The sequence below is a fragment of the Thauera sp. SWB20 genome, assembly GCF_000831325.1.
GTDB lineage: Bacteria > Pseudomonadota > Gammaproteobacteria > Burkholderiales > Rhodocyclaceae > Thauera > Thauera aminoaromatica.
Genome location: NZ_JTDM01000017.1, coordinates 289,788 through 304,320, shown reverse-complemented (window position 1 = coordinate 304,320; position 14,533 = coordinate 289,788). Strand labels below are relative to the sequence as shown.

At 67.7% G+C, this 14,533-nt stretch carries 18 protein-coding genes; 15 read left to right on the top strand and 3 right to left on the bottom strand.

Translation table 11 applies throughout. The annotated features are described in order from the left end of the window. Positions 1 to 300 precede the first annotated feature (300 nt). Entirely contained in the window at positions 301 to 1,260 is a 960-nt protein-coding gene (locus PO78_RS10285; RefSeq protein WP_004302746.1) for an RluA family pseudouridine synthase, read from the top strand. Beyond that, positions 1,253 to 1,909 (top strand): HAD-IA family hydrolase, encoded by a 657-nt coding sequence (locus PO78_RS10280; protein ID WP_043743467.1) that lies wholly within the window; start codon positions 1,253 to 1,255, stop codon positions 1,907 to 1,909. The genes PO78_RS10285 and PO78_RS10280 overlap by 8 nt, the downstream gene beginning before the upstream one ends. 15 nt (positions 1,910 to 1,924) lie before the next feature. On the opposite strand, the gene PO78_RS10275 is transcribed toward PO78_RS10280, so the two are convergent. Both PO78_RS10275 and PO78_RS10270 read right to left on the bottom strand, forming a co-directional pair. Then, positions 1,925 to 2,653: an SAM-dependent methyltransferase gene (locus PO78_RS10275; RefSeq protein WP_004302742.1), complete on the bottom strand. Its 729-nt coding sequence runs from the start codon at positions 2,651 to 2,653 to the stop codon at positions 1,925 to 1,927. Further along, a complete protein-coding gene (locus tag PO78_RS10270; RefSeq protein WP_004302740.1) occupies positions 2,650 to 3,225 on the bottom strand; it encodes a Maf family protein in 576 nt (191 codons plus the stop codon). Before PO78_RS10270 ends, PO78_RS10275 begins: the two co-directional genes overlap by 4 nt. 141 nt (positions 3,226 to 3,366) lie before the next feature. On the opposite strand from PO78_RS10270, the gene PO78_RS10265 reads away from it, so the two are divergent. The 9 genes from PO78_RS10265 to PO78_RS10225 all read left to right on the top strand — a co-directional run bounded on the left by PO78_RS10265 (position 3,367) and on the right by PO78_RS10225 (position 10,085). After that, on the top strand, positions 3,367 to 3,891 hold the full coding sequence (locus PO78_RS10265; RefSeq protein ID WP_040828651.1) for a YceD family protein: 525 nt from the start codon (positions 3,367 to 3,369) through the stop codon (positions 3,889 to 3,891). Between the two features lie 29 nt (positions 3,892 to 3,920). Beyond that, entirely contained in the window at positions 3,921 to 4,100 is a 180-nt protein-coding gene (rpmF, locus tag PO78_RS10260; RefSeq protein WP_004302736.1) for a 50S ribosomal protein L32, read from the top strand. 95 nt (positions 4,101 to 4,195) lie between these two features. Then, on the top strand, positions 4,196 to 5,212 hold the full coding sequence (gene plsX, locus PO78_RS10255) for a phosphate acyltransferase PlsX (protein ID WP_004302734.1): 1,017 nt from the start codon (positions 4,196 to 4,198) through the stop codon (positions 5,210 to 5,212). Beyond that, positions 5,209 to 6,174: a beta-ketoacyl-ACP synthase III gene (locus PO78_RS10250; RefSeq protein WP_004302731.1), complete on the top strand. Its 966-nt coding sequence runs from the start codon at positions 5,209 to 5,211 to the stop codon at positions 6,172 to 6,174. The genes plsX and PO78_RS10250 overlap by 4 nt, the downstream gene beginning before the upstream one ends. A gap of 45 nt (positions 6,175 to 6,219) precedes the next feature. Further along, a complete protein-coding gene (gene fabD, locus PO78_RS10245) occupies positions 6,220 to 7,149 on the top strand; it encodes an ACP S-malonyltransferase (RefSeq protein WP_004302728.1) in 930 nt (309 codons plus the stop codon). Between the two features lie 3 nt (positions 7,150 to 7,152). Further along, positions 7,153 to 7,902 carry a 3-oxoacyl-ACP reductase FabG gene (fabG, locus tag PO78_RS10240; protein ID WP_004302726.1) on the top strand — a complete coding sequence of 250 codons (750 nt, stop codon included), beginning with the start codon at positions 7,153 to 7,155 and terminating at the stop codon, positions 7,900 to 7,902. An 88-nt stretch (positions 7,903 to 7,990) separates the two neighbouring features. Further along, complete coding sequence (acpP, locus tag PO78_RS10235) at positions 7,991 to 8,230, top strand: acyl carrier protein (protein WP_002930040.1); 240 nt, start codon at positions 7,991 to 7,993, stop codon at positions 8,228 to 8,230. 99 nt (positions 8,231 to 8,329) lie between these two features. Continuing rightward, on the top strand, positions 8,330 to 9,565 hold the full coding sequence (fabF, locus tag PO78_RS10230) for a beta-ketoacyl-ACP synthase II (protein ID WP_004302724.1): 1,236 nt from the start codon (positions 8,330 to 8,332) through the stop codon (positions 9,563 to 9,565). Between the two features lie 22 nt (positions 9,566 to 9,587). Continuing rightward, positions 9,588 to 10,085, top strand: a complete 498-nt coding sequence (locus PO78_RS10225) for a protein YgfX (RefSeq protein ID WP_004302722.1) — start codon at positions 9,588 to 9,590, stop codon at positions 10,083 to 10,085. A gap of 48 nt (positions 10,086 to 10,133) precedes the next feature. Here the strand turns inward: PO78_RS10225 and nadB are convergent, their stop codons facing one another. Then, positions 10,134 to 11,732 (bottom strand): L-aspartate oxidase, encoded by a 1,599-nt coding sequence (gene nadB / locus PO78_RS10220; RefSeq protein ID WP_004302720.1) that lies wholly within the window; start codon positions 11,730 to 11,732, stop codon positions 10,134 to 10,136. A gap of 217 nt (positions 11,733 to 11,949) precedes the next feature. Here nadB and rpoE point away from each other — a divergent pair, with 217 nt between their 5' ends. Genes rpoE through PO78_RS10200 form a run of 4 tightly spaced genes read left to right on the top strand, consistent with a single transcriptional unit; the run spans position 11,950 to position 14,529 of the window. After that, the gene (gene rpoE / locus PO78_RS10215) at positions 11,950 to 12,549 is read left to right on the top strand and encodes an RNA polymerase sigma factor RpoE (protein ID WP_004302718.1); all 600 of its coding nucleotides are present in this window, start codon (positions 11,950 to 11,952) and stop codon (positions 12,547 to 12,549) included. 8 nt (positions 12,550 to 12,557) lie between these two features. Next, positions 12,558 to 13,097: a sigma-E factor negative regulatory protein gene (locus PO78_RS10210; protein WP_004302716.1), complete on the top strand. Its 540-nt coding sequence runs from the start codon at positions 12,558 to 12,560 to the stop codon at positions 13,095 to 13,097. 14 nt (positions 13,098 to 13,111) lie between these two features. Further along, positions 13,112 to 14,062, top strand: a complete 951-nt coding sequence (locus PO78_RS10205; RefSeq protein ID WP_004302714.1) for a MucB/RseB C-terminal domain-containing protein — start codon at positions 13,112 to 13,114, stop codon at positions 14,060 to 14,062. Beyond that, positions 14,059 to 14,529, top strand: a complete 471-nt coding sequence (locus PO78_RS10200; RefSeq protein ID WP_231570676.1) for a SoxR reducing system RseC family protein — start codon at positions 14,059 to 14,061, stop codon at positions 14,527 to 14,529. Before PO78_RS10205 ends, PO78_RS10200 begins: the two co-directional genes overlap by 4 nt. The last annotated feature ends 4 nt before the right edge of the window (positions 14,530 to 14,533 follow it).

Genomic DNA, 14,533 nt, shown 5'->3' with positions numbered 1-14,533 from the left:
TGTTCCCGCCCGCGGTGCCGGTGCGGCAGCGTGGCCGGAACATTTGATCCTGCGTCGGTGACTTGCGCGTCAAAATCCAACCCGGGGGCTGGATGGGTGTGTCGAAGGGGATCGCTTGCGTTACCATCGGCGCCTTTTCGGCCTTGGATGGCGGGCAAGGGTTGTGACCGGGAGCGCTCTTCAGGGCTCTTTGCCAGCAGTCTGCGCGCGTCGTCCGGAGCAGGTGTTTCGACCTGACGGACTGCTGACGCGCCGCACTTGGGTGGCAGCGACCGGTTCAACCGCGCGAAAGTATATTTCATGACGACGATTGAAGGCAAAGCGATCGCGGTTCGCCACGAACGCATCGACGAGGCGGCGGCGGGCCAGCGCATCGACAACTACCTCCTGCGCATCGCCAAGGGGGTGCCCAAGAGCCACGTCTATCGCATCCTGCGCAGCGGCGAGGTGCGGGTGAACGGGCGTCGCGTGCAGCAGACCTATCGCCTGCAGGAGGGCGACGAGGTGCGCATCCCGCCGATCCGCATCGCCGAGCCGACCCACGCCGCACCCGCGCCGGCGGGCAAGCCGCTGCCGGTGGTGTACGAGGACGAGGCGCTGCTCGTCATCGACAAGCCCTCCGGCAAGGCGGTGCATGGCGGCAGCGGGGTGAGCTATGGGGTGATCGAGCAGCTGCGCGTGCAGCGCCCCGAGCTACGCATGCTCGAGCTCGCCCATCGCCTCGACCGCGAGACCTCGGGGCTGCTGATCGTCGCGAAGAAACGCTCGGCGCTCACCGCGTTGCACGACATGATGCGCGAGGGCAGCGTGGAGAAGCGCTATCTGACCCTGGTGCCGGGGCGCTGGTCCAATCCGCTGCAGCACGTCAAGGTTCCGCTGCACAAGTACCTGACCGCCGAAGGCGAGCGCCGGGTGCGCGTCGCGGACGAGGGCAAGGCGGCGCACAGCATCGTGCGCCTGGTACGGCGCTGGCGCGACTACAGCCTGCTCGAGGTGGAACTGAAGACCGGGCGCACGCATCAGATCCGCGTGCATCTTGCCCATCTCGGCTTCGCGCTGTGCGGCGACGACAAATACGGCGACTTCGCGCTCAACAAGCGCCTGGAGGTCGAGGGCTTGCGGCGGATGTTCCTGCACGCTGCGAAGCTGCGCCTCGCCCACCCGCTCACCGGTGCGCCGCTCGCCTTCGATTCGCCGCTGCCCGCGGACCTGCAAACCTTCCTCGACCGGCTCGATGCCGCGGAGAAAAAGCATGGCTGAACGTTTCGACCTGATCGTCTTCGACTGGGACGGCACCTTGATGGATTCGGCTGCCGCCATCGTGCGTGCGATGCAGGCCGCGGCGCGCGACCTCGATCTGCCGGTGCCCTCCGAGGAGCGCGCGCGCTACGTCATCGGCCTCGGCCTGGGCGATGCGTTGCGCCACGCCGTGCCCGATCTGGAAGAGTCCGACTATCCGCGCATGGTCGAGCGCTATCGTCACCACTACCTGTCCTCGGATCACGAGCTGAGCCTCTTCGAGGGCATCGACGCGCTGATCGACGCGCTTGCCGGGCGCGGCCACCTGCTGGCGGTCGCCACCGGCAAGAGCCGCGTGGGCCTGAACCGTGCGCTCTGCCACACCGGGCTGGGTCGCTATTTTCATGCCACGCGCTGCGCCGACGAGTGCTTCTCCAAGCCGCATCCGGCGATGCTTGAAGCGCTCATGGACGAGCTCGGCGTGGCGCCGGAGCGCACCCTGATGATCGGCGACACCACCCACGACCTGCAGATGGCGAAGAACGCGCGCACCGCCGGGCTGGCGGTGGGCTTCGGCGCGCATCCGGTCGAGGTGCTGATGGCCGAGTCCCCGCTCGCCTGCGTGCGTACGCCGGGTGAGCTCGCGGGCTGGCTGCTGGCCAACGCCTGAGCCGCGTAGCGTCGTTCAGGCCAGCAGCAGGAAGAGCGCGGGGCGGCGGGCGAGGGCGGGGCGCGCAGCCTTCTTCCACTCGCGCACGCTGCGGGTGAGGAGGAATTCGTCCGCGGTGTTGAGTTCGCAGGCCACGCACAGCCGGGTTTCGGGCTTGAGCGTGCGCAGCAGGGCGTCGAGCATGCGCTCGTTGCGATAAGGCGTCTCGATGAAGATCTGCGTGCGCCCGAGCTTCCGGGATTCGTCCTCGAGCGTGCGCAGGGCCCCATCGCGCTCGCCCTCGGCCACCGGCAGGTAGCCGTGGAAGGCGAAGCTCTGGCCGTTGAGCCCCGAGCCCATCAGCCCGAGCAGGATGGAGGAGGGGCCGACCAGCGGCACGACGCGGATGCCGAGGGCGTGCGCGCGTGCCACCAGGCGGGCGCCGGGGTCGGCCACCGCCGGGCAGCCGGCGTCCGAGAGCAGGCCGAGGTCCGTGCCGGCGAGCGCGGGGGCGAGCAGCGCGTCGAGCGCCGCGTCGGCGGCCTCGGCGGGCAGCTCGCGGATGTCCGTGTCGCGCAGCGGGTGGGGATAGTCGAGCTGCTTGAGGTGGGCGCGCGCCGCGCGCGCGGTCTCGACGACGAAGTGGCGCAGGCCGGCTGCGATCGCCTGTGCCTGCGCAGGCAGGAAGTGTGCCCACGGTGTGTGCTCGCCCAGGGCCACGGGGACCAGGTAGAGGTTGCCGCGCGGCATGGCGTCGCCGCTCATGGGAGATGCACTCCGGCCGTGCGCAGCATGCGCGCGAGGGCGATCAGCGGCAGGCCGATCAGTGCGGTGGGGTCGTCGCCCCGCATCGCTTCGAGCAGCGCGATGCCGAGGCCTTCGGACTTGGCGCTGCCGGCGCAGTCGAGCGGCCGTTCGCGCTCGACGTAGCGGCGGATCTCGTCGTCGGAGAGTTCGCGGAAGCGGACGTGCGTCGGCACGCCCTCGACCTGGGCGTGGCCGCTGCGGGTGTCGAGCAGGGCGAGTGCGGTGTGGAAGACCACGGTCTGTCCGCGCATGCGCTGCAACTGCGCGATCGCACGCGCCTCGGTGCCCGGCTTTCCGAAGACCTCGTTGCCGAGGTGGGCGACCTGGTCCGAGCCGATGATCAGCGCGCCGGGCCAGCGCGCGGCGACGGCACGGGCCTTCTCCAGCGCCAGGCGTTCGGCGGTGGCGGCGGGTGCCTCGCCGGGCAGAGGCGATTCGTCCGTCTCCGGGCGGTCGGTCTCGAAGGGGAGTTGCAGGCGCTCGAGCAGCATCCGGCGGTAGGCGGAGGTGGAGGCGAGGACGATCTTCATGGGTCCGGTGCGAACACGACCCGCCGGAGACCGGTCGAGTTGTTCGCGCGACTGTGCTGGAGAGGAGGGATCGGGGTGGGGCTTCCCGAATCGAATGAAGCCTTTACAGGCCGATCCGAAAAATATTATCATGCGCGGCTTATGTCGCAACATGGCGATCCATCCAGGATCATCTCCGACCCGTTTCGATTTGCCGCGGAGGCGCGCACGCTGGAAGGCGTGACCGCTGTCGCGGAGATGCTGCGTCTGTCCGACGTGCTCGCGTCGTCCGGCGGGCAGGTGTCGTGGCGGATCGAGGGGTCGATGGTCGAAGGCGTCGAGGCGCGTGAACCGCGGCTGCACCTGATGATCGAGGGCGAGCTGCAGCTTTGCTGCCAGCGCTGCCTCGGCGGGATGGCATGGCCGGTCCAGGTGGACTCGGTGCTGCAGCCGGTGCGTTCGGGTCAGCCCATCCCCGAGGAAGAGCTCGAGGATGACGAGATCGATGCGATCGAGCTCGATGGCGAGCTCGACGTGATCGCCCTGGTCGAGGACGAGATCCTGCTCGCCCTGCCGATCGCCCCGCGACACCAGGTTTGTGACGCGCCACGGCCCGATGGTGGTGCGTCGAAGGAATCGCCTTTCGCTGCGCTGGCGTCGCTGCGAGGCAGTCACAGCGCGAAATAGGCGCGATATTTGTTTTAGGAGCTTTACTCATGGCCGTTCAGCAGAACAAGAAGTCCCCGTCCAAGCGTGGCATGCACCGTGCCCACGACTTCCTCACCGGTCCGGCGCTGGCCGTCGAGCCCACCACCGGCGAGACCCACCTGCGCCACCACGTGAGCCCCAGCGGTTTCTACCGTGGCAAGAAGGTCGCCAAGGGCAAGGGCGAGTAATCCTGCTGCCTGAATCGAGAAGGGCGGCGTCGGGCGCATTGCGCCGGCGCCGCCTTTTTTCCGGCTCCCGAAACCTGTAATCACGCGAGAACCCGATGGGTGTCACCATTGCGATCGACTGCATGGGTGGCGATCACGGCCCGGTCGTGACCGTGCCTGCCGCGCTGGAATTCCTGCGCAGCCATCCCCAGGCCAGCGCGATCCTCGTCGGGCGGGAGGAGGCGATCGCGCCCCTGCTCGGCAACGCGACGACCGAGTTCGGCGCGCGCATCCGCGTGCGCGCGGCCTCCGAGGTGGTGGCCATGGACGATCCGCCCGCGATCGCCATGCGCAACAAGAAGGATTCGTCGATGCGCGTCGCGGTCGACCTCGTCAAGGCGGGCGAGGCGAGCGCTGCCGTCTCGGCGGGCAATACCGGCGCGCTGATGGCGATCTCGCGCTTCGTGCTGAAGACCCTGCCCGGGATCGATCGCCCTGCGATCGCGACCGTGCTGCCGTCGATGAAGGGGCACACGTATGTGCTCGACCTCGGCGCCAACGTCGATTGCAGCGCCGAGCATCTGCTCCAGTTCGGTGTGATGGGCGCGATGCTCGTCGCTGCGATCGAGCATAAGGACCGTCCTACGGTCGGCCTGCTCAACATCGGTGAGGAGGTCATCAAGGGCAACGACGTCGTCAAGGAAGCGGGCGAGCTGCTGCGTAACAGCGGCCTCAACTTCCAGGGCAACGTCGAGGGCAACGACATCTATGAGGGCACGGTGGATGTGGTCGTCTGCGACGGCTTCGTCGGCAACGTCGCGCTCAAGACCTCCGAGGGCCTGGCGCAGATGGTCGGCGCCTTCCTGAAGCAGGAGTTCAAGCGCACGCTGTTCACCAAGCTGCTGGCGGTGGCGGCGATGCCGGTGCTCAAGCGCTTCAAGAAGCGCGTCGATCATCGTCTTTACAATGGTGCGCCGCTGCTCGGCCTGCGCGGCGTGGTGCTCAAGAGTCACGGCTCGGCCGACGTGCTCGCATTCGGCAATGCGCTTTCGCGCGCTGCCGAAGCGGCGTCGAACCGGCTCATCGAGCGCATCTCCGAACGCATGGCGAGCATGAACGAGGCGAAGGCATGATCTATGCACGGATTGCCGGTACCGGCAGCTACCTGCCCGGCGAACCGGTCAGCAACGACGACCTGGTCAAGCGTGGCATCGATACCTCCGACGAGTGGATCGTCAGCCGCTCCGGCATCCGCAGCCGCCATCTGGCGGCGGCCGACACCGGGGCGAGCGACCTCGCCCGCGTCGCCGCCGAGCGCGCGATCGAGGCCGCCGGCTGCGAAGCGGAGGACATCGACCTCATCATCGTCGCCACCTCCACGCCCGACTACATCTTCCCGAGCACGGCGGCCCTCGTGCAGTCCAAGCTCGGCATCCGCAACGGCGGCGCCGCCTTCGACGTGCAGGCGGTGTGCAGCGGCTTCATCTATGCGCTCAGCGTGGCCGAGAAGTTCATCCGCTCGGGCAGCAACAAGCGCGCGCTGGTCATCGGCGCCGAGGTGTTCTCGCGCATCCTCGACTGGTCCGACCGGGGCACCTGCGTGCTCTTCGGCGACGGCGCAGGCGCGGTCGTGCTCGAGGCCTCGGAGCGGCCGGGCATCCTGGCTTCGGCGCTGCACGCCGACGGCAGCCACCACCCCATCCTGTGCGTGCCGGGCGCTGTGGCCTCGGGGCAGGTGATCGGCGATCCCTTCCTGCGCATGGACGGCCAGGCCGTGTTCAAGTTCGCGGTCAAGGTGCTCGGCGATGTGGCCAACGAGGTGCTGGATGCCGCGGGTGTGCAGGCGTCCAGTGTCGACTGGCTGATCCCGCATCAGGCCAACATCCGCATCATCCAGGCCACCGCCAAGCGGCTCGGTGTGCCGATGGAGCGCGTCGTGACCACGCTCGATCATCACGGCAACACCTCGGCGGCGTCGATTCCGCTCGCGCTCGACGAGGCGGTGCGTGCGGGGCGGTTGCGCCCGGGGCATCGCATCGTGGTCGAGGGCGTCGGTGGCGGCTTCACCTGGGGCGCGGCCCTGATCGATTTCTGAGCTTCGTTTCCCGATTTCCCACTTTCGACACAAGCGGAGAACAGCATGGCTTTTGCGCTGGTTTTTCCCGGCCAGGGTTCGCAATCGGTCGGCATGATGGCCGCCTACGGCGAGTCCGCCGTCATCCGTGACACCTTCGCGGAGGCCTCCGAGGCCCTCGGAGAGGATCTCTGGGCGATGGTCTGCGACGGCCCTGCCGAGCGCCTTGCCCTCACCGTCAACACCCAGCCGCTGATGCTGACCGCCGGCGTGGCGGCCTGGCGTGCCTGGCGGGCCGCGGGCGGGCCGAAACCGGCCCTGGTCGCCGGCCACAGCCTGGGCGAGTACTCGGCGCTGGTCGCCGCGGGCGCGCTGGCCTTCAAGGACGCCGTGCCGCTGGTGCGTTTCCGCGCCCAAGCCATGCAGGAGGCCGTGCCGGCGGGAGAGGGCGCGATGGCGGCGGTGATGGGCCTGGAGCCCGACGCGGTGCATGCGGCCTGCGCCGAGGCCGCGCAGGGCCAGGTGGTCGAGGCAGCCAACCTCAACGCGCCGGGGCAGATCGTGATCGCGGGCGCCAAGGCCGCGGTCGAGCGCGCGAGCGAGATCGCCAAGGCCAAGGGCGCCAAGCGTGCCGTGCTGCTGCCTGTTTCCGCGCCCTTCCATTGCGCGCTGATGCGCCCGGCCGCCGAGCGCCTGGCCGAGCGCTTGGCCGGTGTGGCGATCGTCAAGCCGGAGATCGACGTCATCAACAACGTCGACGTCGCGGTTTACGATGATCCCGAGAAGATCCGCGACGCCCTGGTGCGGCAGGCGTATTCGCCGGTGCGCTGGATCGAGCTCGTGCAGGCGATGGGCGCCCGCGGCATGAGCCACGTCATCGAGTGCGGCCCCGGCAAGGTGCTCGCCGGCATGACCAAGCGCATCGCCAAGGAAGTCGAGGGTGGCTCGGCGCATGACGCGGCGAGCCTGGAACAAGCCATTGCGGCGGTGAGGTAAGACATGAGTTTTTCGCTCGAAGGCCAGGTCGCCCTGGTCACCGGCGCGTCGCGCGGCATCGGCCGTGCGGTGGCGCTCGAACTCGGCCGCCTGGGTGCGACGGTGGTCGGCACCGCCACCTCGGAATCCGGCGCCGCCGATATCGGCAAGGCGCTCGCCGACGCCGGCATCCAGGGGGCCGGCATGGCGCTGGACGTGACCGACGCGGCAGCCTGCGAGGCGCTGGTCGGCGAGGTCGAGAAGCGCTTCGGTGCGGTCGGCATCCTGGTCAACAATGCCGGCATCACCCGCGACAACCTTGCCATGCGCATGAAGGACGAGGAGTGGGATGCGGTGGTGAACACCAATCTGCGCGCGGTCTTCCGCATGAGCAAGCTGGTCATGCGCGGCATGATGAAGGCCCGCCACGGCCGCATCATCAACATCACCTCGGTGGTGGCCAGCTCCGGCAACCCGGGCCAGGCCAACTACGCCGCCGCCAAGGCCGGCGTGGCGGGCATGACGCGCGCGCTGGCGCGCGAACTCGGCAGCCGCAACATCACGGTCAACTGCGTCGCCCCCGGTTTCATCGACACCGACATGACGCGCGCGCTGCCCGAAGCCGCGCGCGACGCCTTGCTCGGCAACATCGCGCTGGGCCGTCTCGGTCGTCCGGAAGAAATCGCCGGCGCCGTGGCGTTCCTCGCCTCCCCCGCTGCCGCCTATGTGACGGGGACCACCCTGCACGTCAATGGCGGCATGTACATGTCCTGATTTGCGTCGGGATAGCGGTTCCGCGGCGTTTTGGTAGAATACGCCGGCTTTTTACATTCACCTGTCACCCTCAGGAAGGAGTTGGTTCATGGAGAACATCGAACAGCGCGTCAAGAAGATCGTCGCTGAGCAACTTGGCGTGAACGAATCGGAGATCAAGACCGAGTCTTCGTTCGTCGATGATCTGGGCGCGGATTCGCTGGACACCGTGGAACTGGTCATGGCGCTGGAAGAAGAATTCGAGTGCGAGATCCCGGACGAAGAGGCCGAGAAGATCACCACCGTCCAGCAGGCGATCGACTACGTCAACGCCCACCTCAAGAAGTAATCCCCGCGCATTTTCCCGCGCGTCCTGTCCGCGTTACCGCGCATCGTTGCGGCAACCGGACAGGTTTGAATTTCTCCAACGATTTCAACGGAGTCGCCTGTGTCGCGTCGTAGAGTCGTCGTCACCGGTCTGGGCGTGATCTCGCCTGTCGGCAATACTGTTACCGAAGCCTGGTCCAACCTGATCGCCGGCAAGAGCGGCATCGGTCCGATCACCCGTTTCGACGCGAGCAACTTCGCTGCCCGCATCGCCGGCGAGGTGAAGGACTTCGACGTGTCCGCCTACCTGTCGCCCAAGGAAGCTCGCCGCATGGATGTGTTCATCCACTACGGCATGGCCGCTGGCATCCAGGCGATCCGCGACTCCGGCATCGAGGTCACCGAGGCCAACGCCGACCGCATCGGCATCAATATCGGTTCGGGGATCGGCGGCCTGCCGATGATCGAGGATACGCACAACGACTTCCTCGGTGGCGGCCCGCGCAAGATCTCGCCCTTCTTCATTCCGGGCACCATCATCAACATGATCTCGGGCAACCTCTCGATCATGTTCGGCATGAAGGGGCCCAACCTCGCGGTGGTCACCGCCTGCACAACCGGCCTGCACGCGATCGGCATGGGCGCGCGCATGATCGGCTACGGTGATGCCGACGTGATGGTGTGCGGTGGCGCGGAATCCACCGTGACCAACCTCGCCATTGGCGGCTTCGGCTCGGCCAAGGCGCTGTCCACCCGCAACGACGATCCCGCCACCGCCAGCCGGCCGTGGGACAAGGGGCGTGACGGCTTCGTGCTCGGCGAGGGTGCCGGCGTGATGGTGCTCGAGGAGTACGAGCACGCCAGGCGCCGGGGCGCGAAGATCTACGCCGAGGTTGCCGGCTTCGGCATGAGCGGCGACGCCTACCACATGACCGCGCCCGACACCGACGGCCCGCGCCGCAGCATGGTCAATGCGATGAAGGACGCCGGCGTGAACGTCGATCAGGTGCAGTACCTCAACGCGCACGGTACCTCGACCCCGCTCGGCGACAAGAACGAGACGGACGCGATCAAGCTCGCCTTCGGCGTCGAAGCGGCGAAGCAGCTGGTGGTGAACTCCACCAAGTCGATGACCGGTCACCTGCTCGGTGGCGCCGGGGGGCTGGAGTCGGTTGTGACCGCGCTGGCGGTGTACCACCAGATTTCGCCGCCGACGATCAACATCTTCGAGCAGGATCCGGAGTGCGACCTCGACTACTGCGCCAACGTCGCCCGCGAGATGAAGATCGACGTGGCCCTGAAGAACAATTTCGGCTTCGGCGGAACCAACGGCACCCTGGTGTTCCGCCGGGTGTGAGCCTTTCGTTCTGCTCCGCGGCATGCAGTTCCCCGTCGAACTGAAGCTGCGCGGCTGCAGTCTCGTGAAAGCGTCGGTGTGGGTCGTGCATGCAGCGGCCGCACTGGCGCTTTTTCACGTGCCTGTCTTCACGGACTGGGAGGCGGGAGACGTGGATCGGGCGATCGCCGCCTGCGCCTGGGCGCTGATCTTCCTGTCGCTGTTTCGCGGCTTGCGTGCGCAGGCTCGTCTGGATGGCTGCACGCTCTGGCTGGAGCGCGACGGCGCGCTCGAACTGTTGCAGGAACCGGACGGTGAAGGTGGGCTGTATCGGGTGCGCGAACGCTCGCAGGTGGTGTTGCCGATGGCCGCCTGGTTCACGCTGGTGCCCGCGCAGATATCGGCGCCGGGGCAGGGCGCCCCGGTTGCTCGAACGCTGTTCCTCGTTCCCGGCAATCTATCCGCCGGCAGTTTCCGCCTCCTCAGGGTCTGGCTGCGCCATCGCTCGGGGCGCGTCGGGCCCGACGCCGCTGCGCGCTGACGCGGTCTCGTCCGCGGACGGATCGCGCCGGCGCGACAGGGCTGGCGCTCAGCGTTTGCGGGGCGTGCGCGCCGGCGGACGAAGCACGGTGTCGCGTGCGCGTGGAAGTGTCTCGGGATAGTCGCGCGAGTGGTGCAGGCCGCGGCTTTCCTTGCGCTTGAGCGCGCAGCGCACGATCAGGTCCGCAGTGGTCACCAGATTGCGCAACTCGATCAGGTCGTTGCTGACGCGGAAGTTCGAGTAGAACTCGTGGATTTCGCGCGACAGCAGGCGGATGCGGTGCTGGGCGCGGCGCAGGCGCTTGTTGGTGCGCACGATGCCGACGTAGTCCCACATGAAGCGGCGCAGTTCCGCCCAGTTGTGCGAGATCACCACCTCCTCGTCGGCGTCGGTGACGCGGCTCTCGTCCCAAGCCGGAAGCACGGGTGCAGGCTCTTGCGCCTTGGAGAGGATGTCCTCGGCCGCGGCTTCGCCGAACACCAGGCATTCGAGCAGCGAGTTGCTCGCGAGGCGGTTGGCGCCGTGCAGGCCGGTGCATGCAGATTCGCCCACGGCGTAGAGCCCGGGAACGCCGGTGCGCGCGGCAAGGTCGGTCATGATGCCGCCGCAGGAGTAGTGCGCCGCGGGCACGACCGGGATCGGCTCCTTGGTGATGTCGATGCCCAGCTCCAGGCAGCGCGCGTGGATATTGGGGAAGTGGCCGCGCAGCCAGTCGGCCGGCTTGTGGCTGATGTCGAGGTAGACGCAGTCGATGCCGCGTTTCTTCATCTCGAAATCGATCGCGCGCGCGACGATGTCGCGCGGTGCGAGCTCCTCGCGCGGGTCGTGCTCGGGCATGAAGCGCGTGCCGTCGGGCAGCTTCAGCAGGCCTCCCTCGCCGCGCACCGCCTCGGAGATCAGGAAGGACTTCGCCTGCGGGTGGTACAGGCAGGTGGGGTGGAACTGGATGAATTCCATGTTCCCCACCCGGCAGCCCGCTCGCCACGCCATCGCGACGCCGTCGCCGGTGGCGACGTCCGGGTTGGTCGTGTAGAGATAGACCTTGCCGGTGCCGCCGGTGGCGAGCACGGTGTTGCGCGCGGCGAAGGTCAGCACGCGCTCGCCGTGGATGTCGAGCACGTAGGCGCCGAGGCAGCCTGCGCCGGACTGCCCCAGCTTGTCCGCGGTGATGAGATCGACCGCGATGTGGTGCTCGTAGATGTCGATGTTCGGGTGTCGGCGCACGTGGTCGCCGAGTGTCGCCTGCACCGCCGCGCCGGTGGCGTCCGCGGCGTGGATGATGCGCCGGTGGGAATGGCCGCCCTCGCGGGTGAGGTGGTAGCCGAGCTGGGAGTCGGCCTCGCGGGTGAAGGGTACGCCGCGGTCGATCAGCCATTCGATCGCGCGCTTGCCGTTCTCGACCACGAAGCGCGTCGACGTGGGGTTGCACAGGCCGGCGCCGGCGACGAAGGTGTCCTGGATATGAGCTTCGATGCTGTCGGTGTTGTCGAGCACCGCGGCGATGCCGCCCTGCGCCCAGTTGCTCGCGCTGTCAGCCAACTCGCGCTTGGTCACGAGCGCCACGCGCAGGCGGTCCGCCAGACGGAGGGCCATCGACTGGCCGGCGGTACCGCTGCCAAGAATGAGTACGTCGTACTGTTTCAGCAAGATGTCGCTCGGGCAGGATTTGCGGGAGAGGGAATATAGCATGCGGTGACAGGCCGTCGGGCGCGCCCGGTCGTCCGTCCTGCCCGTCCGCGCGCCTGAACTATTTCCACCCGACCCTGTCAGTTCCAGTGTCTTCGATTTCTGCTGAGTACGTGGCCCGCTCGCTTATAATCCGGGATCTTCGAATCTTTGAATTCCCCGGAATCAACAGGAACCCATGAGCGATCGGGAACTCGATCAGCAACTCGTCGAGCGTGTTCAACGTGGCGACAAGCAGGCGTTCGGTCTGCTGGTATCCAAGTACCAGCGCAAGCTGAACAGATTGCTGTCGAGGCTGATCCGCGACTCGGCAGAAGTCGAGGACGTGGCGCAAGAGACCTTCATCAAGGCTTATCGAGCGCTGGGTTCGTTTCGGGGTGACAGTGCCTTCTACACCTGGCTGTACCGCATCGGCATCAACACGGCGAAGAACTACCTGGTCTCCCAGGGGCGCAGGGCCCCGACCTCGACGAGTTTCGATTCTGAAGAGGCGGAGACCTTCGAGGAAGGCGATCAGTTGCGCGACATCAACACGCCCGAGCGGCTGCTGATGACCCGCCAGATCGGCGAAACCGTGGAGGACGCGATGGCCGCACTGCCCGAGGAACTGAGGACGGCGATCATGCTTCGCGAGCTCGAAGGGCTCAGTTACGAGGAGATCGCCGGCATCATGGAATGCCCGATTGGCACGGTGCGCTCGCGGATCTTCCGTGCGCGCGAAGCGATAGCAGAACGTCTGCGGCCCCTGCTGGACACGGCCCCGGACAAACGTTGGTAGGTGCAAGCATGAAGGACAAAGTGTCGGCGCTGTTCGACGGAGATCTCGACGACCAGGGCATGCGTGCGGTGTTCGACGGCATGCGCAAGGATGCTTCGCTGCGCAAGGAGTGGGACACCTATTGCCTGATCGGCGACACCCTGCGTGGCGACTCCGCCGGTTCAAGTGATTTCGTTTCCCGTGTCATGGTCAGCCTGGATGACGAGCCGACGCTGCTCGCGCCTGGGGTCCCGGCGGCAGGCCTCGCGCAGCGCGGCCTCGTGCATCGCCTGATGCCGCTGGCCGCTTCGGTGATGGGGGTGGCCGCGGTGGGGTTGGTGGCCGCGAGTCTGTACCGGCAGGACGCGCCGGCGCCGCAGATGGCGGTCGCCGCGTTGCCGATCCAGTTCGTCGGTTCCTCGAATGTGCGCCCGGTCGCCGCTCCGGCGGCCGATCCGATGCGCGAGTATCTCTTCGCCCATCAGGGCCTCAGCCGCGGCGGCCCGATGCCGGCCGGCGTGCAGTACGTCCGCACCGTATCCGACACGCGCGAGGGCGGCGCTCGATGAGGTGGTTCCCCGCCATGCTCGGTCTCTGCGCGCTGCTCGCGCAGGGACCGGCGTCTGCCGAACACCCGACCGACCCCTTGTCCTGGCTCGGACGCATCTCGACCGCGGGGCAACGACTCAATTACGTTGGCACCTTCGTGTATCAGTCCGGCAGCCATGTCGAGACCTCGCGGATCGCGCATCGTGTCGATGCCAGCGGCGAGTACGAGCGCCTCGAGGTCCTCGATGGCAGTCCGCGCGAAATCATCCGCCGTGGCGCCGAGGTGCGTTGCGTATTGCCCGACGAGCGCACGGTGATCATCGACGAAGCGCAGGGCCGTCGCGCCTTCCCGGCTCGCCTGCCGGCGTCGCCGACCGGGCTGGCCGAAAACTACCGTGTGCGCAAGGGCGAATTGGGCAGGGTGGCCGGGCTCGAGGCCCAGGCGCTGGTCCTCGAGCCCAAGGACGAATTGCGCTACGGCCACGTGCTGTGGGCCGACGTGCAGTCGGGCCTGCTGCTGAAGTCGCGTACGCTCGATCAGCACGGTGCTGTCATCGAGCAATTCAGCTTCAGCGAGCTGCGCATCGGGGGCGAGGTGGAGAACAGCCTGCTCGAGTCGCGCTTCAAGACCGACGAAGGCTGGCGGATGGTCAATGCGCGCGGTGTCAGCATGTCCGTCGAGGCTGCCGGCTGGGTGCTCGAGCCGGCGGTTCCGGGTTACGCGCTCACCTCGGCCATGAAGCGCCCGCTGGGGCGGGATCGCGGTGAAGCGGTGCACATGGTTTTCAGCGACGGGCTGGCGGCGATCTCCGTGTTCATCGAACCGATCGGCGAGGGTTCGCGAGCCGGCCTCGGCCCGCTCTCCAGCGGCGCGATCAACATTTTCAAGCGCGCGATCGACGGTCACCTTGTCACCGCACTCGGCGAGGCGCCAGAGGCGGCGGTGCGTCGCATCGGCGAGGGCATTCGGCCGGAGGCACGATGATGGAAGCGCGCGCCCGTATCCTGCGGATCGAGAATGGTCAGGCCTGGGTCAAGCTCAGTGGCAAGCAGGGCGGCTGCGGACGCTGTGACGAGCCGGGTGGTTGCGGCTCGGTGCAGATCTCCCACGTCTTCGGCATGCCCCGGGACGAATTCTCCATCCCCGCGGACGCCCGCTTCGCAGCTGGCGATGCGGTGGTGATCCGCATCCCGGACGGTGCGCCGCTGCGCGCGGCGCTGGTCAGCTACGGGCTGGGGACGCTGCTGCTTCTGGTCGGCGCCGCGTTCGGCAGCCTCTTGGGCGGCGTGCAGCACGGCGATGCCTGGGGTCTGGCCGGGGGCGTCGCGGGGCTCGCGCTGGCCTGGGTCGTCAATCGGATGCTGTCGCGCAGCCGCAACTGGCGGAACAGTCTCAGCATGGAGCTCTCGGTCGAGGAGAATTGCAGCCGCCGGCTGCGCGTCCTGCAATGAACCC

Coding starts and splice junctions, on each gene's coding strand:
- plsX (WP_004302734.1), top strand. CDS start 4,196: ATGGGTGTCACCATTGCGATCGACTGCATGGGTGGCGATCACGGCCCG.
- rpmF (WP_004302736.1), top strand. CDS start 3,921: ATGGCCGTTCAGCAGAACAAGAAGTCCCCGTCCAAGCGTGGCATGCAC.
- PO78_RS10270 (WP_004302740.1), bottom strand. CDS start 3,225: ATGAAGATCGTCCTCGCCTCCACCTCCGCCTACCGCCGGATGCTGCTC.
- PO78_RS10225 (WP_004302722.1), top strand. CDS start 9,588: ATGCAGTTCCCCGTCGAACTGAAGCTGCGCGGCTGCAGTCTCGTGAAA.
- rpoE (WP_004302718.1), top strand. CDS start 11,950: ATGAGCGATCGGGAACTCGATCAGCAACTCGTCGAGCGTGTTCAACGT.
- PO78_RS10265 (WP_040828651.1), top strand. CDS start 3,367: ATGTCGCAACATGGCGATCCATCCAGGATCATCTCCGACCCGTTTCGA.
- fabG (WP_004302726.1), top strand. CDS start 7,153: ATGAGTTTTTCGCTCGAAGGCCAGGTCGCCCTGGTCACCGGCGCGTCG.
- PO78_RS10200 (WP_231570676.1), top strand. CDS start 14,059: ATGATGGAAGCGCGCGCCCGTATCCTGCGGATCGAGAATGGTCAGGCC.
- PO78_RS10285 (WP_004302746.1), top strand. CDS start 301: ATGACGACGATTGAAGGCAAAGCGATCGCGGTTCGCCACGAACGCATC.
- fabD (WP_004302728.1), top strand. CDS start 6,220: ATGGCTTTTGCGCTGGTTTTTCCCGGCCAGGGTTCGCAATCGGTCGGC.
- acpP (WP_002930040.1), top strand. CDS start 7,991: ATGGAGAACATCGAACAGCGCGTCAAGAAGATCGTCGCTGAGCAACTT.
- PO78_RS10280 (WP_043743467.1), top strand. CDS start 1,253: ATGGCTGAACGTTTCGACCTGATCGTCTTCGACTGGGACGGCACCTTG.
- PO78_RS10205 (WP_004302714.1), top strand. CDS start 13,112: ATGCTCGGTCTCTGCGCGCTGCTCGCGCAGGGACCGGCGTCTGCCGAA.
- PO78_RS10250 (WP_004302731.1), top strand. CDS start 5,209: ATGATCTATGCACGGATTGCCGGTACCGGCAGCTACCTGCCCGGCGAA.
- PO78_RS10210 (WP_004302716.1), top strand. CDS start 12,558: ATGAAGGACAAAGTGTCGGCGCTGTTCGACGGAGATCTCGACGACCAG.
- PO78_RS10275 (WP_004302742.1), bottom strand. CDS start 2,653: ATGAGCGGCGACGCCATGCCGCGCGGCAACCTCTACCTGGTCCCCGTG.